This is a genomic window from Acetobacter aceti (assembly GCF_002005445.1).
Taxonomy (GTDB): domain Bacteria; phylum Pseudomonadota; class Alphaproteobacteria; order Acetobacterales; family Acetobacteraceae; genus Acetobacter; species Acetobacter aceti_B.
This window is the reverse complement of record NZ_CP014692.1, coordinates 93,581-115,511: the sequence shown is the minus strand read 5'-3', so window position 1 is coordinate 115,511 and position 21,931 is coordinate 93,581. Positions and strand designations below refer to the sequence as shown.

Below are 21,931 nucleotides of genomic sequence, written 5' to 3'. Positions count from 1 at the left end.
CCCTACGGATGTGTAAAACGCATGATCAGATCGGGCAGCGCGCCCGTAAACTTTACTCGGGGAGCATGTCGTCAGTTAAGCTGGAGCATCTCCAGCCGCCGCACCACCACTTTCGTGCCGGTTTTGTCGTTCCGGCAATACCGAACGCCAGTAATTACGAGTAAAAGCGGCGTAGAGGGAAGAGCCATGCAACTGGCGAGAAACTTTGCCGGATCACGCCTCCGGACAGGCTGGAGCAATCGTCAGATTGAAAGAGTAAATCGCACAATCAGACGGGCGACAGTCAAACACTTCCATGGTGCACAAAAACCAGTTGAACATGCGCTTTACTGGTTTCATCACTGCCTGTGTAATTTCGGGCGCGACTTCAGGAAATGGCGTGTCTCTCACGCCTTATGGAGATATCGACAAGATCTCGAAAGATCCATTATCAATTAATAAAATCCCGAACCTGAATAACCCGCCATCCTTATTGCCTCAAACCGGTGTTAAAAAACTCCCGCATTGCCGGAACAAAATTCAGGTTGTCGTGTCCAGGGCGCGTCAGTTTAATGAGAGCAAACCGTTGTAGAGGAGAAAGACTGCACCATTGATCCGGGGTAGGTTCCTGCTCTCCGAACAATCTCGCTGTTTCCAGAATGATATCCGGAACAGTATCGGATTTCTGCCATACGCCTGAATTCACAACCGGTAGAAATTTCGGCTCTTCTCCAGCCTGCATCCTGATCAGTTGCAGAAGCCGGGCACGATAGGCTGCCCGTTCATTCAATGATTCAACAGGATGTTTTATCAGGCCATTTCGTTCCGCGACCGTGAAATGGCTCCATTGCCGAAGACTGAGCTTCACTCCACACAAATCGAGTTTCATACGCACAACCATCGGGATACACCGCAATGTATCGGCAAAGTCCATTTCAAAGATGAAAAGATGATTGTCACGCATACGAATTCTCATTTTACAAAGAAGGCGCACGAAGATGGGCTGGACTGGCTTCGGGAGGATCTGCCCAGAACGCAAGCTTCCTGCATTCGTCACGCCCCAGCCACCCGAGCGCTGTCATGTCGTTCATGACCCACTCGATATCCCTGAATTGAACCCTTCCTGAAGCAAAGCCAAGAGTCTCCTGCGCCGATCCGCCAGGAAGAATACGAAACGTCGCCTCTGGAGGCAGCGACAGGCCGCCTTCCGACACTGGAAGAGACAAGGCTTCCGTGATCTCCTCCCTATGTTCAGGCGCCGCACAGAAAAGCAGACTCTCCTGCATGGCGGAAAACATGCGCTGCGCGATATCTGTGCGGTTAAACAGGGCATCTGAAACCACAAGCATCTTTTCAATATGCTCTGGAAGAACCGTAGAAGAGCCACCTACACAGAAAGCCAGCCCGATACGTTCCGCCTCCATGCCCCACGGCGCGCCGACACAGCACCCCTCAATTTCTTTCTTTGAAAAAGCACTGATCATATCAGTGGGAGGCATAACCAGAATCTCAATCTCCCGATCCATGTCAACATCGATCATCTTCAGAAAGCGTCTCAGAATCAGAATATGCGTGGAATAGATGTGAACGACAGCGATACGTGGCTTTCTCCCGATGGAAGCCTGCCAGACGTCAAACATCCGCCGTCCCTCCGTGCCTGACTGCCAGACTCCTTCAGCGGGATTGGCGCCCCGAAACATGATCGTGTTGCCCCCGCGGCTGATCCTGCCCAGAGGATGGAGCGCCGTATCGTGCCCACGGCGTCCGAGCATCGTCATCAGGGCGAGAGGCGCGAAAAGAACCGCGGCATCCAGATGATTCCACGCGAGGCCATCGGCGATATTGGCCCATGATGGCGAGACGACAATCTCCGCTTCCAGACCATGACGGGCAAAAACACCTTTCTGACGGCTCATGATAACCGGAGCGCTGTCAGCCAGTTTCAGCACGCCTATGCGGATCGGTGCGGCCATCATGCGTCATCCTTTTTCTGCGCTGCGAGATAATCCTGCGCGACGGCCGCAAGCCTGCGCGATGTCTGCATGGCCCGGCGCTGCAGCCACCGATAGGCCTGAGCCTCGCTGGTTTTCTCATTTTTCATGAAACATCTTTTCGCCTGTTCGATTAACCGGCGCTCCGCAAGCGCGCGCTGGGCTTCCGCCAGTTCATCACGCGCGCGACGGAAACGGTCATAAAGCGCAATGGCCGAACGCAGGAGAGGCTTGACGTCCTGAGGCAGCGCCTCCAGCACATTATAGGAGCAGATGCCTGTATCAAACGCCATCTCCATCAGTTCGATGTCATCCTCATCCACAAACAGGGCGATGGGCCGTTCCAGCGCCGAGCGCGACAAAGCCCGAATACTGTCCAGGGCGTCACGATCCGCTCTTTCCATATCGACCAGAACGACATCCGGTCTATGTAACTGCACCGCGTCAATCAAGGCCATTCCGGAAGGAACACTCAGAACTTCAAGAGACGTGTCCGCACGCAGGGTTTGCGACAGGGCATGTCCACGCTTGGGGTTGGCGTCCGCAACCAGAACCTTCAGCGGCGCACGGGACGGGGACGCATCATTCATCAGTAAACATCACGCAGGTAGCGCCCTTCGCGCGTCAGATTGGCAACGAAAGCATCGGCGTCGCCAGAAGACAGATTGCCATGACGCGCCACGATTCTCCGCAAGGCTGCGTCCACATCCCGGGCCATGCGGGCCGCATCTCCACAGACGTATATCGATGCCCCTTCACGCAGCCAGTTCCACATTTCCGCCCCAGCCTGCTCCATCCGCCCCTGCACATAAATCCGCTCCGGCTGATCACGGGAGAACGCCGTGTCCAGACGGGTCAACTGTCCTTCCTTCAGAAAAGCGTCTATTTCATCACGATAGTAGAAACTTTCTTCCGCATGACGCTCTCCAAAGAAAAGCCAGTTTCTGCCAGATGACTTCCGGGCCGCACGCTCCTGCAGAAAGCCTCTGAAGGGCGCGATCCCTGTCCCCGGCCCGATCATGATTACACTTGCGTCATCATCTTTCGGAAGTCGGAAATGTGTGGTGGGCTGAGTAAACACCGGCACAGTCGCGCCTGCTTCCAATTCGGCAAGCCAGTTCGAACACACGCCCGGCCATGGTGAAACATTGATACCGACAGTGAGTTCCACGACGCGCCCCGAAACGCGTGGCGAAGAGGCGATGGAGTAAAGGCGTGGCTGCATGCGGCGGAACAGGCCAGGCACGTCCTGCACCGTTACCTGAAGCGAGACGTCCTTCAGCAGATCAGGAAGAAATCCCGCCTCGCAGCCCCCGAGCGCCTCCAGCATGGCCTTGTTCGGTCTGGACAGATCGAGATGTCGCACAAGCGCCTCTCTCAGTCCCACCGCACCATACCCGCGCAGAACGACGGGAACATCCTCTGGAAGCTGAAGCGCACGGAGAACTGTTTGCACAGCCGCCTCGGGATTGCATGGCCACACGCCAAGCGCATCGCCCGGCTCCCAGTTCAGTCCGGTCGCGCCAAGATCAAGACCGATCCGTCGCGTGTCCCTCTCACAGCCCGGCGAACAGAGGCGCTGATTGATGCTCAGCCGCGCCATGACCGGCGCATCACGTGTGCCGGACGCGGCGGAAGGCGGCGCCTCCACAACGACGGGCACAGCAGGCACGGATGTGATTTTTGACTGCCCCAGAGCCGTCAGCGCGGCGCCACGCCAGACTTCGACCTCATCGTCAAAATCGGGCTCGCAATCAACGCGCTCCAGAAACGGGGTCGCACCCAGTTCGCGAAGTCGTCCATCCAGAGCGCGTCCGAAACCGCAGAAATTCGCATAGGACGAATCACCGAGCGCCAGGACAGCAAAAGAAAAATCGCTGATGGGCGTCTCCCGCTCCCTCAGCCTGTCCCAGAAGGGCGCAGCGCAGTCCGGAGGATCACCGTCACCAAAAGTCGAGACAACGAAAACGGCTTTCCCGGACAATGTTATATCCGGACCAATATCCGAAAGACATCTGGCCTGCGCCTCATGCCCCGCCTCCCGTAGCCATGTGACGACCGTGCCGGACAGATCTTCCGCCCGTCCGGTCTGTGACGCCCACCACACCGTGACACCCGGCGCAACCGGGAGCATCTCCTTCCCCAAAGCGGCTTCAGTCATGGCTTCCGGACGAACACGACTGTAAAGACCCGCCAGCAGACCGCCGATACGGTTGCGCACCTGTGGCGGAAGCGGTGCCGAGGCTGGCAAAACCGGCAGTTCGCCGTGTGTGGGCGGAGAAAGCTCCAGACCGTCAAGGAAACCGCTGAGCCACGCCTTTCCTTCGTCGGGCAGGGACGCGGCGACAGAGGAGGCCGGATGTTCCAGACCGATCTGGCTGGCAAGGGAACGCAGGGCCATGGTCTGATATCCTCCATTGAGTACTTCCGGACTGTCGGCGTCCGGACACGCCGGTTTTTCCACGCGTTCCAGCGTCACCGCGCAGAGCTTGAAGCCGGGTTGCAGCGAGACAGGATCAACGGCGTCGGGCGTGACGATGTTGACCGCGAGATCCTCACCGAACCGGTCATTCCAGTGAAAGGGCGCGAAACACGTCCCACCCCGCACGCGGGAGGAAACCTGCACCGGCAGCACAATCTGGCCACGCCGCGAGGTGATCCGTACACGATCATCCTGCGCGACGCCCAGCGCCGCTGCGTCCTCCGGTCCGATTTCCACAAATGGTCCCGGATTGAGGCGGTTCAGACTGTCCACCCGGCCCGTCTTGGTCAGCGTATGCCACTGATGCTGCAAACGCCCGCTATTGAGCACGAAAGGAAAATTCTCGTCCGGCCACTCCTCCGGCCGCATCCACGGACGCGGCCAGAAAACCCCTCTGCCATCGGGTGTCGCGAAAACGGGTCCGCTGCCGTCCGGACGCAGATAGCGGATCGGGTGGCGGAGTTCCGTGTCCCCCACCGGAGCGGGCCACTGCACAGGGTTTTCCCTCAGCCGCGCATGGGTCACACCCGCAATATCGTAACCGGTTTTCGGATTGGTGAAGCGGCTGGCTTCCTCAAACACATCGGCAGCGGAGGTGAAGGCGAAATCCTTTTCGAACCCCATGGCCCGCGCCACCCGGGCGATGATGTCCCAATCGGCCAGCGCTTCGCCCGGCGGCGCAACAGCCTGACGGGCAAGCGTCATGGTGCGATCGGAATTGACCTGCACCCCGTCCGCTTCGGCCCACAAGGCGCCCGGCAACAGAATGTCCGCGAACCCCGTCGTCTCGCTGTCCGCGAACGCATCCTGCACGATCACGCACTCCGCAGCCTCCAGCGCCCGCACGACGTGACCGCGATTGGCGACAGTAGCGACCGGATTGGTGCAGATCACCCAGCAGGCCCTGATCTCACCGCGCTCCATCGCCTCGAACATGGCGATAGCGCCGTTTCCCCCGGCATCCCGCAGAGCACCGGGCGGCAACGACCACTGCTCTTCGGTAAAAGCGCGATCGGCGGCGACAAGCGCGCTGCGTTGTCCCGGCAGACCCGGCCCCATATAGCCCATCTCGCGCCCCCCCATCGCGTTGGGCTGTCCAGTCAGCGAGAACGGACCGCTCCCGGAGCGGCAGATGGCCCCCGTGGCGAGATGCAGGTTGCACAGCGCGTTGGTGTTCCATGTGCCCGTCACACTCTGGTTCAGCCCCATCGTCCACAGGCTCATCCACTCGCCCGCTTCCGCGATCCAGCGCGCGGCGGTGAGAATGTCCTCCACCGCAAGCCCGGTAATCTCGGCCACCATTTCTGGCGCATAATCGGCGAGGAACGGCTCCATGGCGTCCCAGCCCGCAGTCGCCCGCGCAATAAACTCCCTGTCTATCGCGTCGTTTTTTACCAGAAGATGCAGAATTCCATTGAGCAGAGCCAGATCGGTGCCGGGACGGATGGGGAGATACAGATCAGCCTTTTCCGCCGTCGCAGTCCGTCGTGGATCGACGACGATCAGCTTTGCCCCCGCCCGCTTGCGATCCATCAGGCGCAGAAACAGGATCGGATGACAGTCGGCCATATTCGCGCCGATGACAAAGAACAGGTCCGTGCAGTCGAAATCCTCGTAACTGCCGGGGGGCGCGTCAGAGCCGAGCGAGAATTTGTATCCGGTTCCGGCGGCTGCCATGCACAGCCGCGAGTTGGACTCGATATGCTGGCTGCGGACAAACCCCTTGGCCAGCTTGTTGATGAGATACTGCGCCTCCAGCGACATCTGGCCGGAGACGTAAAAAGAGAGCGCATCCGGACCATGCTCATCAAGAATTGCCCGCAATCTGCCTGCCGTAGCCTCGATGGCCTGCTGCATGGGAACAGGCACGGCCTCCGAACCGCGTTCAGAGCGGAGGGCGGCCTGCTTCAGACGGTGCTCGGAAGAAAGAGGCTTGTCGCAGGAGCTTCCCTTGGTGCACAGACGGCCGCCATTCGCAGGATGCGCGGTATCACCACGCACTTTTGCAATGCGTCCTTCCCTGACCTCCAGGATGACTCCACATCCGACCCCGCAGTAAGGGCAGACAGTGCGGATCTCTTCCTTCGCCATCGCCATGTCAGGCTGGCACGGGTTCCGGCGAAGCCTCGCTCATCGCTTTCTCCCTGATCTCGACCTTGCCATCCGACAGCCTGACATCCCATGTCCGCAGGCGAACGGCAGGCTCTTCCAGACACTGCCCGTCTTCCAGCCGGAAATGCTGTTTGTACAGAGGCGACGCCACCACCAACTGTCCCTTCAGATCGCCCATGATGCCACGCCCGATGACATTGGCTTTCGAGAACGGATCATGGTTGTCGATGGCGTAGACCCGCGCGGATGCATTCCCGGTTTCAGGGAGCAGGAACAACGCGATCTGATTCCCGTCATGCCATGCCACGACGCCGGATTTCTCGACCAGATCGTCCTCGCCACAGAGAACGGTCCAGTCCGACGGCCCTGCCGGGACACCTGTTTCAGGCTGATTATCCGCCGGTTTGACCTGATCGCGCTCAGGCACGGTGCGGATATTCGGGTCAGGACGCCCATCATTGACGAACGTACGAAATCTCTTGAGTTTTTCACGGTCCGTCAGCGCATCACGCCACTCGCAGTGGTAGCGGTCCACGACCAGCTGCATCTGCTGTTCCAGCTCTTCACAGATGCCCAGACTGTCATTGATGATCACCTCTTTCAGGTAATCCAGACCACCTTCGAGATTTTCACGCCAGACAGACGTACGCTGTAATTTGTCGGCCGTTCGGATATAGAACATCAGAAAACGATCTATATATTTCAGCAGTGTTTCAGAATCGAGGTCAGTTGCGAACAGTTCCGCGTGACGTGGACGCATGCCGCCATTGCCGCAGACATACAGGTTCCAGCCATTCTCGGTGGCGATGACGCCCACATCCTTGCTCTGGGCTTCCGCGCATTCGCGGGTGCAGCCCGACACGGCGAATTTGAGTTTATGGGGTGATCGCAGCCCCTTGTAACGGTTCTCCAGATCCAGCGCCTTGCTTACGCTGTCCTGCACGCCATAGCGACACCATGTGCTGCCGACACAGGATTTCACGGTTCGCGTCGACTTCCCATAGGCATGCCCCGTCTCGAAACCGGCATCGAGCAGTTCGGTCCAGATTTGGGGCAGATCGTCGAGCTGCGCGCCGAAAAGATCGATGCGCTGACCACCGGTGATCTTGGTATAGAGACCATATTTTCTGGCGACCTGACCAAGCACGATCAGTTTTTCCGGTGTGATTTCACCGCCTGCGATCCGGGGAACGACAGAGTAGGTGCCATTCTTCTGCATGTTGGCCATGAACGTATCGTTCGTATCCTGCAGCGGAATATAAAGCGGATCCGTAATCGGCTTGTTCCAGGCCGAAGCCAGAATGGAACCGACGGCGGGCTTGCAGATGTCACAGCCGAGACCGCCATTGCCATACTGCGCCATCAGATCTTCGAATGTCTGGATTCCATGCACCCGGACAAGCGAATAAAGCTCCTGTCGCGTATAGGAAAAATGCTCGCAAAGACTGCGATCGACTGTAATGCCGCGTGATTCCAGTTCCGTCTCGAACACGCTCTTGAGCAGGGAGGCACACCCGCCGCAGCCGGTGCTGGCCTTTGTGCACTGCTTCAGAGTGGCGAGGTCCGCACAGCCCTCATCAATGGACGTGCAGATCGCCCCCTTCGTGACATTATGGCACGAGCAGATCATGGCCGTATCCGGCAGCGCGTCCGCTCCCAGCAATTCCGCTCCTTCCCCGCGGGGCAGGATCAACGCGGCGGGATCAGCCGGTGGCTTGATGCCGTTCTGCACATACTGAAGGATCGTGTCATAATAGGCATTGTCACCGACCAGAACCGCACCCAGCACGCTGGACCCATCCGCCGAAAGCACGAGACGCCTGTAGGAGCCATCGACCTCGCCGATAAAGCGATAGCTGCGGCTTCCGGGCGTCACACCGTGCGCATCGCCGATGGAACCGACATCCACGCCCAGAAGCTTGAGCTTCGTGGACATATCCGCGCCGTTAAAGACATCATCGTCTCCTGCCAGCGTCGAAGCCACAGTGCGCGCCATGGTGTACCCTGGCGCGACGAGACCGAAAATCATTCCATTCCAGCAGGCACATTCACCAATCGCGAAGATGTCCGGATCGGACGTGCGGCAGCTCTGGTCGATGACGACACCGCCTCGCGCGCCGACCGCCAGACCGCACTCACGGGCCAGACGATCCTGCGGCCGGATACCGGCCGAGAACACGACAAGATCGGTTTCATGAGATGTACCATCAGCAAAGACGAGACGATGACGACATGTTTCGCCAGCAACGATCTCCTGTGTGGCATGCGCCGTCAGCACCTCGATACCGAGCGCTTCAACCCGCTGCCTGAGCGCCCGTCCTCCTTCCTCATCCAGCTGGACCGGCATCAGACGCGGTGCGAATTCAACAACCGCCGTGGATAGTCCCAGTCCCGTCAGCGCATTGGCCGCCTCCAGTCCCAGAAGACCGCCACCGATGACCACGCCGCGCGACGCTCCATCCGCAGCGGCGCGGATCATGTCCAGATCGTCAAGTGTACGATAGACCAGCCCCGCCGTGCCGGTATTTCCGGGCACCGGCGGCACGAACGGCGTGGAACCCGTCGCGAGAATCAGCGTCTCGTAAGACAGCAGACCTTCGTCACTTTCCACTGTCCTGGCGTCACGATCAATCTGCGTCACCCGCACGCCGCGATGCAATGTCACACCATGGTGCAGATGGAAATCCTGCTGATGCAGACAGAGCGCCAGCGCGTCATGCCCGTTCATGTAATCAGTCAGGTGTACGCGATCATAGGCGTCGTGCAGTTCGTCGCCAAAGATATGAATGGCATGTGTTTCATGCAGACCACGCATCACGAGCTGCTCGACGCAGTAATGGCCGACCATACCGTTCCCGATGATGACAATATTTCCTGATTTGGTCATGATCGTTTCTCCTGATGGACTGACATTGTCAGAATTTGAATTCCATGGTCTGCATGTAGAAAGCGCCGTCTTTCGCGCCCGCGTTTCTCATGCTGCGTGATCCCAGAAACCCGGCAATGTCATGTGTCCATGTCCAGTGCGGCGCAAAGTTCCAGGCGATCTGGGTCTGGGGCGTGGCGCCAATAAAACCACCCGATAGATTGTTACGCCAGCTATAAATTTTTCCAGTCCCATACACCACGTCCTGTGTGCTTTCCCGCCAGAAGAACGGCACATGCAGCTTTACGAGCAGATGCGGCAATGGCGTGGCGCTGATGACAGGACCAACACCGATCAGATTCTGCGATGTCAGCGCCAGCGTCACGTCATTATAGTAAGGCAGGGGAAAATACGGTGTGGCGAATGTTCCCACAGCGCCATCCCTGCTATGATAGGAGCCACCGGAAAACATATCGGCCTGCAGGGAAAAGGAAGGTTTTGCTTTCAGGCTTTTTGCCGTCCAGCCAAATATTCCGTTCACTGCGTAGGCACGCACCGGACGTGTGGCGCTGGCGCCCCCGGCAGGGCGGAACTCTCCCCCCTGAAAGACACCGGTCAGACTGACGTCAAAAGGCCCTAGATTCCCCCACAGACGGAGCCCGGCATTGTCACGACGGGTCGAAGCGGCCTGCGTTCCGGTGGTCGTCGCGATCGCTACGGGCGCGCCATTGAACAGGTAACCGAGGAAGAAAACGTCCGCAAAAATCTGACTCTTCGCTCCCATCAAAGAGAAGTTCGGCAGGGCGGTTGACGTGTAGACACCATACATCCGGGCATTGTAATTTGTGCCATCTGCAAAAACGTCTTTGGGCAGCTTGTTTGTCTGCATGAAATCGAACAGATCAACCCTGAATCGCTTCCAGACCGCGTAACCTCGAAAACCGTCCCATGTCTGCTGGACATTTGGCAGGTCACGCGCCGATTGCATGGACACGGGTGCATCAAGGAACACCTGCCGCCCACCAATCACGCCCATTTTCGCGCCAAGCAGATTGCCTTTCACCTCCAGAATTCCCTGCTGGAGATCAAGACGTTCCCGTTGAGTGCCCGCCTGATACCCGTAATAATTCGAGCCACCCGCGACGCCCCAGAGAAACTCAGCATAAGCCCGGATATGTTCACCGATATGCAGATCGGCGCCATACTGGCTTCGCAGCAGTACACGGCTGGCGTTGGTTTTGCCAGCATTACCCATCATAGGCTGATTTTCGAAGATATAACGCAGCCGTTCCTCACCGTTGAGGGAAAGCCAGATATCGCCTTTATCCGTCAGGCGAATATATTTCAGCCGATTGAACCAGTCATCGCGCTTTTTTTCCTGCGGCATGGAGGCGAGACCGCTCCAGTCCTCAGCCCACCGGGGCTGTCCCGGCGCGCCAACGGTCCCAAAACCGGCCGCCACGCCTTTCCCTGCATTGAACACGCCCCAGTCCCTGGCATGAGGTGCCGGAGGAGGTACGCCTGCTGCTTTTTTGACGGCACGGGGAGCGGCTTGGCCACCGTTTGTCTGAGAATACGCAATCGTTGCGCTGCCGGCCTGCCCGGCGCCAGCCCAGGCTGACTGTCCCAGACACAGTCCAGCCATGATCTCTGTTGAGATAACGGGGCGCGCGACTGGCAGAAGAGAAGAAAACATACGGATCATCGGATCATGCTCCAAGGCTGATGGAAAGGGAGCAATCAAAGAGCGTGAGGAGCGGTTGCTCCTGTCAGCATTTCATCCGTTCCCGTTATCCAGCGACGGCGACAGAACATGACGCAGACAAGCCCCAGCACAGCGACCAGAGCGAAACACAGAAAGCCCGGACCATAGGATCCCGTCATCTGCCGCGCGGCGCCAAGAGAAGAAGCAAGATAGAAACCGCCCACGCCACCACTCATGCCGACCAGCCCGGTGAGGATACCAACCCTTTCCGGAAAACGCGTCGGCACGAGCTGGAAGACGGCGCCATTCCCCAGCCCCAGCACGAGCATGCCGAGGAAAAAAGCCGGAAAGGCAAGCCAGATGGTGGGCAGCCCGAACCCGATCAGAGCAAAGATGCAAGCCGCGAGCGCATAGAAAACACTGAGGACGCGTGTTCCACCAAACCGGTCAGCCAGAGCGCCGCCAAGGGGACGCACAAAAGAGCCCACAAACACCCCAAACGCCGTGCAGCTTCCGGCCACGGCGGGCGCCAGACCATACTGATCGTTGAAGTAGATGGTCAGAAACGAAGCAAGACCAACAAAACCACCGAATGTCACACCATAGAAAAACATCAGTGACCAGCAGTCCACATTACGCAGGAGAGGCAGCCATGTGACGAGCCCGCCACTCGTCTGGCGCTTTGCCGGCTCACTCGACAGAAAGCAGAATGCGATCAGAACGGCGGTCAGCGGCAGGGTCGCCAGTCCGAGGACATTGACCCACCCGTAAAGGGTTGCGAGTCCCGGCGCGAAAAGAGCCGCCAGAGCCGTTCCGGAGTTTCCTGCGCCTGCAATACCGAGCGCGGTTCCCTGATACTGCGGAGGATACCACGCGGAAGCGAGAGGCAGGGCCATGGCGAAAGACGCACCCGCCACCCCCAGCACAAGGGCCACACCAAACAGTGCGCCATAGCTGTGCGGAGCAATCAGCCATGTCAGCCCAAGGCCAAGAATAACGAATATCTGCGCTGCAATCGCCACACGTCGTGGCCCGAAACGATCGACGAACGCACCGCACACCACGCGTAGCAGAGCCCCTGCCAGAACGGGCGTTGCCACCAGAAGACCTTTCTGACCGGCATTCAGATGCAGATCATGAGCAATCGAAATGCCCAGCGGGCCGAGTAATACCCAGACCATGAAGGACACATCGAAGTAGAGGAACGCCGCCAGGAGAGTGCGGGGGCTTCCGGCTTTCAGAAATCCTTTGTCCACGTCATCGCATCCAGTCTCCAGCATTATGAGCGGAGACGCCTTGCTCAGGCACGGAGACCATCGTTGGCCATCCGGAGGTGTCGTGTTGGGTGCTGCCGTTTCCTTCTTGTCCACCTCCATTGATGAACAATTACACAGGAAACCATATCACTGTGGTTCATTCTGCACAGCAAACATTACGGTGTCAAAATATTTATCGACATATTTTCGGGGACCATGACGGGGCACTGTGGTTTCGGACCTTTCTTATCGTCGGGTCACCATGCGTCTCAACGCGTATCTCATCTCCGACACGGAGAATTTCACGCACCCCATGCGGCGATCCGCTACTTTCAATCTGGACCGTTCCCTCGCGGACAGCGACAGTCGTGTCAGCAGCGTTACGATGAACGTCAAAGGCCGTTCCGACATCTGACCGATCTGGAGAAGCCGTGGCGGCGCATCCGCAAGGAAGCCGGACTGGAAGGCGTCCGCATTCACGATCTCCGCCATTCCTTTGCATCCGATGCGCTGGAACTCGGCGAGGGTCTGACCATGATCGGGAAACTCCCGGGTCATCGGAATCTCGAATCGACCACGCGTTACGCCCACCGCAAGAAAGAGCCACGTTCAACGATCCTGTCCGGGACGGACGAAGCGATGATCTTAGCCTTTCGTCGACATAGTTTACTGTCTCTGGACGATTGCCTTTAGGCGTTCAGGCTACCATTCCGCATCTGAAACGCTCAGCGCTGCATCGCTGTCTTCAGCGTCACGGGATTTCACGCCTGCCTGACATTGAAGGAGACAAACCGAAACGACAGCGCTTCAAGCGCTATCCGATTGGCTTTTTTCATATCGATATTGCCGAGGTCCAGACTGCTGAAGGAAAGCTGTATCTCTTCGTTGCCATTGTCGGGATCGGTCAGACCGATCTGTCGCTCGGGTAGCGGTTCACCATCGGGTGCCGGCCAGCAGTTTCTGCCGCCATACAGCCCGACTTTAACCCGATCGAGAACATCTTCGCCAAGGTCAAGCTCCGCCGCGCCGCCGAACGCACCCGCGATGCTCTTTGGGGCCGGCTCGGCATGCTGATCGATCAGGTCGCACCCGCAGAATGCGCCAACTTCTTAATCGCCGCAGGATGCGAAACAGCTTGAGAGGAAAACGCTCTGGCCGATACCGACACTCAATATTTCCCGCCCATATTCAAGAGCGGACGATTGGCGACACCAGGAGCAGGCGGATCAAATTGCCGGAAGGCGTCTTTTGAGACATTCCGGTTGGGTTGCTGCTGTCCCCCGTCACAACAGGCAAGCAGCAGACACACCGTGATTCCGCTCCATCGCAAAACCGTGCTTGCACGCATTTACATCTCCAGTAATTGCTGTCCGATATAGCCGTCCGGCCGTCGCCCCGGACAAGCGAACAGGCCGCCCCCCACATGTGTCGTAAACTGGTTCATCATATCGAACTTTGACATTTGCTCGAAGATTTTCGTGAATCCAGTGCGTGGGTCTTGCTGGTAGGCCAAGAACATCAAGCCGGCATCGAATTCATTTCCCTGCCGCCATGGTGGCCAGCGCTCAGCGGTGTAGTTCAATCCGTTGTCATAGGCATAGGCGCGCCGCAGAATCTGCGCGCCGTCATTTTCCTCGGGCGCGCCAAGCCGGGCGTGCGCACCCTGTGCCGTGATCGGATTACCGTCCCTGTCTGTCTGTTTGAGCGTGAGGGGCTCGAACTCCCCATGCCCTCCAATGGGCGCGCCGCTGCGTTTCTGGCGCCCCATGGTTTCTTCCTGAAACCCAACTTTCGTACGGTCCCAATGTTCCAGCGCCATGCGGATGATCCGCGCAACCAGATAGCTACCGCCCTGCATCCATGGCTGGTCAGCCGGAGAAGCCCACAGCACCCGGGCCGCGATCCCGGGATCGCGGATGTCGGGATTGATCGTCCCGTCCTTGAAACCCATCAGGTTGCGTGGCGTCCTGCCCTTGCCGAAATCCGGCGCGAAGCCCGTCTGGACCCAGCGCGGCGTCGCTATATCGTAGGCCAGGCGCGCGAGGATGCGCACGGCGTGGAAAGCCGTCTGCGGATCGCCCGCGCAGCTTTGCACGCACAGGTCTCCGCCCGTATGGGCGGGAACAAGCTGATCCCCGTTGAAACGTGGCAGATCGGCCAGCGGCGCCGGACGCCGCGCCGCGAGACCGTAACGATCCTTGTCGTCCCGGGTGAACAGGCCGGGGCCGAAGCCGAAGGTCAGGGTCAGGTCTTTCGTCGCCAACCCTTCCGCCTCCCCGGAATCCACCAGGCCGGGGACGCTGCCCCCCGTCATCAAGGCGTCGGCGGCTCGGGTCCATCGCTGCATCAGCGCGGCCACATCCGTGCGTTTCTCCGTCGTCAGATCGAAGGCGATGAAATAGAGGAACGGCAACGGCGGCGTGGCGATCCCGGGTTGGTGCAGCATGGCGAACCGTGCGGCACAAGCGCCCGACGACGGCGTGAACAGTCGCCCCCCGGCGAGGCCGAGGGCGGCGCCGAGGGCGGTCCGGCGTGAGAGAAGCATGGTCATAGGGCTTTCAAGGCAGGCTGACGTTCAGCGTGTTCATGTCATCTTCGACATAATAGAAGCCCCTGTTGTCGGGCGTCATGGCGAGACCGAACAGGTCGCCGTTACCGGGCGGTTGCTGCGCCTGGTCGCTGTCGATCCATTGCGCGTAAATCTGCTTTTTTGCGTCCGGGTCGATCTCGACGACCTGTCCGTTCCGTCCGTTGGCCACCAGCAGGTGGTGTCCCGGCACCCATATCATCGCCAGAGGCCAGTTCAATAATCCCCCTTTGGTAATGATCCGTCCGACAGCATCGTTCTGGCGCGTTACAGGCTCGGTACGGTTCACCGCATTGTCGATTGCCGTCACTTCTTCATCATACCCATCCGTCACGTACAGCGTGCCATCGGTATCGAGCGCAAGACCCGTGGGTCCAAAAAGAAAGTTGTCCCGGTCCGCGCGTCCGGCAAACCCGCTGGCAATTACGGTCTGTTTGTCAAGAACCGGCGCCTGGCCAGGCGGAATATGCAGGTTGAACCGCAGCACGGTCGCGTTATGCAGGATCGGCGGATAATGCGTAACCGGGTCGCGTACATCCGGCGCGGGCAGACCGGCAGCAGCCATCGAGATGAACAGCACGGCCGTGTCCCCGTTATCGATGCTGGCGATGTCACCCCATGGACCGGTAATAAGCGGTCCTTTCCAGGCTTCAGTGAACTTACCGTTCGAATCAAAGACAAGTAAGCAGCCGTCTCCCTTGGTTCCAGTCGTGCCATCCTTGCTAGGTGTGCTGCCGACGATGACCCATCCCGATTTGAGGATGGTCATCGCCGTGGTAAATCCGATCCCTCCCGGACAGGCCGCGAGATTGGCTGGCGCGCTTGCGAACAGCCGTGACGTCTTCGTCACCGGAGAATAGGCGATGATTGTGGTGCCCGTGCCCTGGAGATTGCTGATATTGTTGAAATTTGTGACAAGAACTTCGTCTTTCTTCAGGACGCCCATGTCTTGCGGCACCAGAAAGATGGCGTATGGGTTGAGGTCGCCATTGCCTGGACTGGTAGAGGCGACCATCGCGTGGCGATGAATTGTCTCCAGGAAGCCTTTTGGCGCAGCCGCAGCATCCGGCGCCCAACCGGTCCAGAGGACAGCAAGAGCGGCAAGTGAGAAAGACAGAGAGCGCATTTTAAATCTCATGATGAGTGCCTTCAGAAAGCGATGTTCGAACGCAGACCGAGGACCGCTATATTTCCAATCCGTCGTTCAGGATGCAGCGGATTTGGCACTCCTCCCGATGGATTGAAGATATATTGAAAGTCAGGCTGCAACTGTAACCAGCCCGTCATCTGACATTGATACATCAACTCAATGTACGTCTCGCCGCCCTGAGCCGGACTATAGGCACCAGAATATTTATGTACGGCTCGATCGTAATTTCCCAACGCACTACTGACATGGGTGTAGCCCATTGCAAGCCCGAGCGTGTCATCTTGCCGATAAGGCAACGGATCTTTGAAAGTGAAACCGAAATTCATGCTGAAGTCGATCGGAACACGATCGGCCTGGGGTGTGCCCATGACACGACCGAAGACATTGAACGTCCGGTTTGGATCAACATGGCTGCGCCACAGCATCTGATCAGCAACCGCATAAAAGCTGAATGCGCCCCTGTGAGTCAGTGCGATGCCGCTACTGTCAGGCGATGCAAGCGGAGTACCCGTATTGTCCCAATACTGATCAGCGAACGGTTCTGAATCATACCATCCGCCAATGCGATAGATACGCGAAAGCGCTTCCCCCTCATCCGGCGATACCATCGCGCCAAGACCGGGATAGACGTACTGGAATTCCATGATTGCCATGATACCACGATTCAGGACGAAGCTTGTGCCTGACCGGTTGCTCTGCTGGGCGTCTCCCGAGGTATCATGGGCGGGACTGCCGCTGAAGATGCCAGCCTGTACGTAAAGCGGCGTTGTAATCCAGTATTTGGCGCGCGCGCCCAATGCGGAGAGCGGATAGGCCGGGCCGCCGCCCGGCAGATCGGCTGACGGGACCATCGGCCAGCCGAACATGGTGTTGGCGAATACGAGAGCGTTACTGCTGACCATCCATTCCTGGTCCAGACTCTGCTGACCGATCTTGATGTCGAGCGCTTGCTGGTCGAGCAGTTTCTGATCAAACCAGAGTTCCCAGAGACGCGTGGACCTGTCTGCCTCGATTCCACTGATGGTCTGGTAAGCATCGAGATTGTCAGCACTAAGATTACGACCGTGGACCTGTTCCATGCTGACTTGAAATGTTCCACCATACCAGCCGAATGCGCGCTGGGTGTTCATCTGGAGTACAGCGACGGTCAGCCCATCATAATCCGCGCCACGACGCATACCTCCGGCGGGATTACCGAAGACTTCTGACGTTTCCTGAACGGCCAGCACCAGACCGGCCTTGCCTAACTCTGAGCGCAAACCCCACATGTTGCCTAGCAAGTTAGCGCTCCGCTTCCAGTTGTCGAGGAAGCCAAAAACACCCTGAGATGATTCTTCCCCGGCGGCTGCGGCGTTACCCAGATTAACCATCGGGGCGACTGCTCGGGCAGGATTACATAAGCAGCAAAGCATCCCGGTGACGGCTCCCAGCCGGAGAAAAGGGCGCCTGTCGAGCGGATTTTTCCGTCCTGGATTTGTAGAAAGCAACACGGCGCCTGTTTCCAATTTTAAATGCGATGCATTCTCATATTGGAGGTGGACATATTTTGCAATACTCGACGAAAGCCTATTTTCGGGTTTCTCGATCGATGGTCACAAACCGCTGTAATCATAAACAATGACGTTGGACGGACTCCAAAAGCCGACAGTCCAATTCCTGGTCAAATATCCCGAAAAGGTACCGCCTTATGTCCCCGTATCGGCGGTCTTCTGCTCTACGACATCCCGCACTCGCTCATTGAGGAACCGTTGCCATTTCGCCATCCGGTCGATCTGGAGAAGCCGTGGCGGCGCATACGAAAGGAAGCCTGACTGGAGGACGTCCGCATTCACGACCTTCGTCATTCCTTTGCATCCGATGCGCGGGAACTCGGCGAGGATCTGATCATGATTGGAAAATTTCTAGAGAAACTCATGTACTTTCACGGGATTCCGAACATGGGCACCAGCGCAGGACGAGAGGAGCAGAACCGTTCCGATCGCTGGGAATTTTCCTGCGACCGCCGAGGAGCGGTCCCTCAAAAAAAACGGCGTCATGGCATAGGGCGCGGCGCGACATATACCGGATAAAGATAAGGGCGCGCTGCCGCGTCGATCGCCGCGCCTGTCGCGACGCCGACCCGGAGACTCCCAAGCCTCCGGTTCACCGCCTTTACATGCCTTATGCTGGAAAACGTCGCTACACCTGCTCAATATAATGATTCGACCAACATGCCCGCCATCATTGCAACGACGAACACCGCGCCGTCACCTTGCGCGAGCCCCAGTGACACGATAGCCGGTCCAGGACATAACCCCACCAACCCCCATCCAACCCCGAACAATGCCGCCCCGCCGATGAGACGGCGATCGATCACGGTTCGGGTGGGCAAGTCGAAATGTTCTGTGCAGACTGGCCGCGTCATCAAGCGCGACAGACGATAACCCAGAAAAGAGACAGAGACCGCGCCGCCCAATACGAAGATCAAGGTCGGGTCCCACGCTCCGGCAAGGTCGAGGAACCCCAGCACACGCGCCGGATCGACCATGCCGGACAGGGCGAGGCCAAGGCCAAACAACAGCCCACAGCCGAGGGCAACGATGATGCTCACGATCCACCTCCTATCAGGTGCCGGGTGACGAATACGGTGATGAACGCCGTGATCATGAAGGTGGCGACAGCCACCGCCGAACGACTGGACAGGCGAGCCAGTCCGCAGACGCCGTGCCCGCTGGTGCAACCCGATCCCAGTCGCGTACCGAAACCAACCAGCAGCCCAGCCAGCACGAGCACGGGCAAGGAAGCGGCGATATGGACAGCCGGCCATCTCCCGGTAAAGACCCGATAGAACGGGCCGGCCAGCAGAAGCCCCGCGATGAAGGCGACGTTGCCGGCGGTCGCGCGGTTCCAGCGCCTGAGAAGACCGCCGAGGATGCCGCTGATGCCGGCGACCCGCCCGTCGAGCAGCAGAAAGAGCGCCGCCGAGAGGCCGATCAGCATGCCTCCGCAAGCCGCCTGAATGTCATGCGCCCAGTTCATGCGTTTTTCCTCCTGCCTGTGCTCACGGCAGCAGGCGACGGCCAGCAGGTAAAGCGCAGGACAGAGCGCGGGAATGAAGAAGATGATGACGTCGCATCGGGCGTGCAGTCTGGTGGTAGAACCACCGCGCGATCGGCCAACCGCCCCGGTTTCCTGAGACCCTTTTTTATACCGATGGCACAATGATGTGCCCGAATCACGGTGCTGTCGATCATGTCGGCATTGGTATCCCGCCCGACCATTTCAGCCAGGATTTCGAGCATCGCATCGAACACGCCTGTCGTCACCCATCGTCGGTAACGGCGGAACACACTGTTCCACCTGCCATAGTCATCAGGCAAGTGACGCCATTGCGATCCGGTTCGGGCAATCCACATCATGCCTCCAAAATACAGACGATTGTCTTGTGCAGGACGGCAGCCACGACCCGTCTCTGGCGAAAGCAGCGTCCCGATGATGGTCCATTCCTTGTCTGAAAGTCCAATCCGCTCGCCCGACGATGCCTCCAAAAAGCAGCGTTGAATCAATCATGGATAATACTGTCAACCTTTGCCCATGAAGCCTAATCGATAAGAATCTCGAAAGCCATATCCGTCCTGAACCTTTCCTGACAGGAGGCATAGAATCAAGCGGGGGGGGCAGAAGCAGAGGCCCACTTTCAATTCAATGGAGAGAGCCTCTCTTTACGATGTGCGGAATCCATAATTTTTTATGAATGCATGGACGGCAACCACAGGACACCACCGACAATAAAATAATATATTTTAAAAATTTTCTTTATATAAAAATAACTTTCTAAAATATTTTCTTTTTTAAAAATTAAATGTTCACAAAACCCTGAATTCGTAGTAATGTTTCGCAGCGCAGAGAAAAAACATTAAAGATAAAAATTACAAATCGCATTTAATGAAACAAGATTTCATAATGCAATGATGTCTGCGCATATCGTGAAGTGAGTGAAGGCTCTCTGGGATTTTGAAGCCAGAACATTTCTCCCTGATCCGACTTCAGTAGAGAGTCCCGGTCACACAGGATTACAAAAGCAAGACTGAATAGCTTGCTGCGGGAACTTTTACCCTCCGAAAAGATTTCTTTCTTTTCAGGAATGTCACTATGGAGAACACACACTTGACCACGACAAACAGCACAGGGCCAACTCTGGCATCTGTCTTGAAATCGGTTCAGATCTCGCCAAACGCCGATAAAACCTTATGGATCGCAACCGTCGTGGCCGCCATCTGCGGCGGCCTCTATGGATACGATACAGGAATCATTTCCGGTGCGCTTCTGCTGATCAAGCAGGACTTCCACCTGACCATCACCCAGCAGGAATGGGTGGCCTCTGCCATTCTCGCGGGCGCGGCAGTCGGGGCGATCGGTTTCGGCTGGTCCTCTGAAAAATTCGGCCGCCGGGCCACCGTCATCTTTGTGACAGCAATTTTTGTCATGGGATCGATTGCCTGCTCACTGGCGCCAAGCATAAACCTTCTGATTACAGCACGTTTTTTTCTTGGCCTTGCTGTTGGCGGCTCTACGCAGGTTGTGCCGACCTACATTTCCGAACTGGCTCCTCCGGCAAGACGCGGTAATCTCGTCACCCTGTTCAATGTAGCAATCGGTATCGGGATTCTTCTCGCCAACATTGCCGGACTGATGATGCGTGATGAATGGGGCTGGCGCCCGATGGTGGCTGCCGCAGCACTCCCGGCGGCATTCGTTTTCATCGTGATGTTCTTTCTGCCCAAAAGCCCGCGCTGGGCCGCCCGTAACGAAGGGCTGGACGTTGCGGCTGAACAGCTTGGACGCATCCGCAACACCCGTGAGAGCGTTCAGAAAGAAGTTCGGGAAATTCACTCGAACATGCAGAAAATCGACACCACGGAGCGGGGCTGGAAAGGGCTCATGCTGCCATGGGTGCGCCCTGCGGTCATCGCGGCGCTCGGCGTGGCTTTCTTCACGCAGGCCGGTGGTCTGGAGATGATGATCTACTATACGCCGACCTTTCTGACCGATGCAGGTTTTGGTCCGCAATGGTCGCTCTGGGCCAGCCTTGGCGTAGCGATCGTCTACTGCGTGATGACCCTGCTCGGTTGCCTGTTCGTGGACCGGATTGGCCGTCGTCGCCTGATGCTGATCATGGGACCGGGAGCAGTGCTCAGCCTTGTCGGTCTGGGAATCTGCTTCGCGCTGCATCCGGCTCCCGGCAGCGTCGGCAGCTTCGCGGTTTTGGCCTTCCTGCTGCTGTTCATGCTGTTCAATTCCGGCGGTATTCAGGTTGTCGGCTGGCTGACCGGCGCGGAAATGTTCCCGCTGCCGATGCGTGGCGCTGCGACCAGCGCCCATGCTGCCGTTCTGTGGGGCAGCAACCTCGTTGTCACAGCCACTACGCTGGAACTGGTGCAGACCCTGACGCTTGGCGGCACCATGTGGTTCTATGCCGGGGTTAACCTTGTCAGCGTGATCTTCGTCTTTCTGCTGGTTCCTGAAACCGCCGGAGCCTCTCTTGAAAACATCGAGACGACGCTGCGTCAGGGCACCTTCCGTCCGAGAATTGGGCAGAGCCCGAAGATCATCGATAATCTCTGACACTGTGTTCCAGTCCTCACAGGGCTGGAACAGAAACATCGACCTTCCGGATGGCGCTGCTTCGGTTTTGAACCGGAGCAGCGTTTTTGCTTTGGCGGTTCAGCAACATCGCGCGGCAATCTGTCCCGCAAGGGTTTTTCGACATTTTAGGTATTGTTATGTTATAACATAACATAGTATGGAGAGCATAAATCAGTCA

Annotated in this window: 15 protein-coding genes and 2 pseudogenes; 2 read left to right on the top strand and 15 right to left on the bottom strand. The window is 57.9% G+C overall.

Translation table 11 applies throughout. The annotated features are described in order from the left end of the window. Positions 1-469: 469 nt before the first annotated feature. The 8 genes from A0U92_RS00500 to A0U92_RS18560 form a co-directional block, all read right to left on the bottom strand. Entirely contained in the window at positions 470-973 is a 504-nt protein-coding gene (locus A0U92_RS00500) for a nitrate reductase associated protein (RefSeq protein ID WP_236748208.1), read from the bottom strand. After that, a complete protein-coding gene (locus A0U92_RS00495) occupies positions 957-1,955 on the bottom strand; it encodes an ABC transporter substrate-binding protein (protein ID WP_408736093.1) in 999 nt (332 codons plus the stop codon). The genes A0U92_RS00500 and A0U92_RS00495 overlap by 17 nt, the downstream gene beginning before the upstream one ends. Then, positions 1,952-2,560, bottom strand: coding sequence for an ANTAR domain-containing response regulator (locus A0U92_RS00490; protein ID WP_077811517.1), 609 nt, complete (start codon positions 2,558-2,560; stop codon positions 1,952-1,954). Before A0U92_RS00490 ends, A0U92_RS00495 begins: the two co-directional genes overlap by 4 nt. Continuing rightward, positions 2,560-6,543 carry a bifunctional nitrate reductase/sulfite reductase flavoprotein subunit alpha gene (locus A0U92_RS00485; protein WP_077814169.1) on the bottom strand — a complete coding sequence of 1,328 codons (3,984 nt, stop codon included), beginning with the start codon at positions 6,541-6,543 and terminating at the stop codon, positions 2,560-2,562. Before A0U92_RS00485 ends, A0U92_RS00490 begins: the two co-directional genes overlap by 1 nt. A gap of 7 nt (positions 6,544-6,550) precedes the next feature. Then, positions 6,551-9,451, bottom strand: coding sequence for a nitrite reductase large subunit NirB (gene nirB, locus A0U92_RS00480; protein ID WP_077811516.1), 2,901 nt, complete (start codon positions 9,449-9,451; stop codon positions 6,551-6,553). A gap of 28 nt (positions 9,452-9,479) precedes the next feature. Then, positions 9,480-11,135, bottom strand: a complete 1,656-nt coding sequence (locus A0U92_RS00475) for an alginate export family protein (protein ID WP_236748207.1) — start codon at positions 11,133-11,135, stop codon at positions 9,480-9,482. Positions 11,136-11,170: 35 nt separating this feature from the next. Continuing rightward, the gene (locus A0U92_RS00470) at positions 11,171-12,391 is read right to left on the bottom strand and encodes a nitrate/nitrite transporter (protein ID WP_077814167.1); all 1,221 of its coding nucleotides are present in this window, start codon (positions 12,389-12,391) and stop codon (positions 11,171-11,173) included. Between the two features lie 246 nt (positions 12,392-12,637). Next, the gene (locus A0U92_RS18560) at positions 12,638-12,949 is read right to left on the bottom strand and encodes a hypothetical protein (protein ID WP_408736131.1); all 312 of its coding nucleotides are present in this window, start codon (positions 12,947-12,949) and stop codon (positions 12,638-12,640) included. Here A0U92_RS18560 and A0U92_RS17595 point away from each other — a divergent pair. Next, positions 12,833-13,284 (top strand): annotated as a pseudogene (locus A0U92_RS17595) (tyrosine-type recombinase/integrase); the annotation flags it as partial. The gene A0U92_RS18560 and the pseudogene A0U92_RS17595 overlap by 117 nt on opposite strands. Before the next feature lie 455 nt (positions 13,285-13,739). Here the strand turns inward: A0U92_RS17595 and A0U92_RS00455 are convergent. The 7 genes and pseudogenes from A0U92_RS00455 to A0U92_RS18695 form a co-directional block, all read right to left on the bottom strand. Then, positions 13,740-14,942 carry a Dyp-type peroxidase gene (locus tag A0U92_RS00455; protein ID WP_077811514.1) on the bottom strand — a complete coding sequence of 401 codons (1,203 nt, stop codon included), beginning with the start codon at positions 14,940-14,942 and terminating at the stop codon, positions 13,740-13,742. Positions 14,943-14,949: 7 nt separating this feature from the next. Next, complete coding sequence (locus tag A0U92_RS00450) at positions 14,950-16,116, bottom strand: NHL repeat-containing protein (RefSeq protein WP_236748206.1); 1,167 nt, start codon at positions 16,114-16,116, stop codon at positions 14,950-14,952. Between the two features lie 11 nt (positions 16,117-16,127). Beyond that, positions 16,128-17,498, bottom strand: coding sequence for a carbohydrate porin (locus A0U92_RS00445; protein WP_236748205.1), 1,371 nt, complete (start codon positions 17,496-17,498; stop codon positions 16,128-16,130). A 315-nt stretch (positions 17,499-17,813) separates the two neighbouring features. Next, the gene (locus A0U92_RS18700; protein ID WP_187668812.1) at positions 17,814-17,972 is read right to left on the bottom strand and encodes a hypothetical protein; all 159 of its coding nucleotides are present in this window, start codon (positions 17,970-17,972) and stop codon (positions 17,814-17,816) included. 344 nt (positions 17,973-18,316) lie between these two features. Further along, positions 18,317-18,718 (bottom strand): DUF6691 family protein, encoded by a 402-nt coding sequence (locus A0U92_RS00440; RefSeq protein ID WP_077811512.1) that lies wholly within the window; start codon positions 18,716-18,718, stop codon positions 18,317-18,319. Beyond that, on the bottom strand, positions 18,715-19,329 hold the full coding sequence (locus tag A0U92_RS00435; RefSeq protein WP_335622193.1) for a YeeE/YedE family protein: 615 nt from the start codon (positions 19,327-19,329) through the stop codon (positions 18,715-18,717). The genes A0U92_RS00440 and A0U92_RS00435 overlap by 4 nt, the downstream gene beginning before the upstream one ends. A 5-nt stretch (positions 19,330-19,334) precedes the next feature. Next, positions 19,335-19,655: pseudogene (locus A0U92_RS18695) on the bottom strand (transposase); the annotation flags it as partial. A gap of 619 nt (positions 19,656-20,274) precedes the next feature. On the opposite strand from A0U92_RS18695, the gene A0U92_RS00425 reads away from it, so the two are divergent. Then, positions 20,275-21,732, top strand: coding sequence for a sugar porter family MFS transporter (locus A0U92_RS00425; RefSeq protein WP_236748203.1), 1,458 nt, complete (start codon positions 20,275-20,277; stop codon positions 21,730-21,732). The last annotated feature ends 199 nt before the right edge of the window (positions 21,733-21,931 follow it).

What these genes read in the sequence shown, in the direction of transcription:
- A0U92_RS18560 (WP_408736131.1), bottom strand. Translation starts at nt 12,949, where the DNA reads ATGACCCGGGAGTTTCCCGATCATGGTCAGACCCTCGCCGAGTTCCAG.
- A0U92_RS00450 (WP_236748206.1), bottom strand. Translation starts at nt 16,116, where the DNA reads ATGAGATTTAAAATGCGCTCTCTGTCTTTCTCACTTGCCGCTCTTGCT.
- A0U92_RS18700 (WP_187668812.1), bottom strand. Translation starts at nt 17,972, where the DNA reads ATGACGAAGGTCGTGAATGCGGACGTCCTCCAGTCAGGCTTCCTTTCG.
- A0U92_RS00455 (WP_077811514.1), bottom strand. Translation starts at nt 14,942, where the DNA reads ATGACCATGCTTCTCTCACGCCGGACCGCCCTCGGCGCCGCCCTCGGC.
- nirB (WP_077811516.1), bottom strand. Translation starts at nt 9,451, where the DNA reads ATGACCAAATCAGGAAATATTGTCATCATCGGGAACGGTATGGTCGGC.
- A0U92_RS00445 (WP_236748205.1), bottom strand. Translation starts at nt 17,498, where the DNA reads ATGGTTAATCTGGGTAACGCCGCAGCCGCCGGGGAAGAATCATCTCAG.
- A0U92_RS00475 (WP_236748207.1), bottom strand. Translation starts at nt 11,135, where the DNA reads ATGATCCGTATGTTTTCTTCTCTTCTGCCAGTCGCGCGCCCCGTTATC.
- A0U92_RS00485 (WP_077814169.1), bottom strand. Translation starts at nt 6,543, where the DNA reads ATGGCGAAGGAAGAGATCCGCACTGTCTGCCCTTACTGCGGGGTCGGA.
- A0U92_RS00490 (WP_077811517.1), bottom strand. Translation starts at nt 2,560, where the DNA reads ATGAATGATGCGTCCCCGTCCCGTGCGCCGCTGAAGGTTCTGGTTGCG.
- A0U92_RS00495 (WP_408736093.1), bottom strand. Translation starts at nt 1,955, where the DNA reads ATGATGGCCGCACCGATCCGCATAGGCGTGCTGAAACTGGCTGACAGC.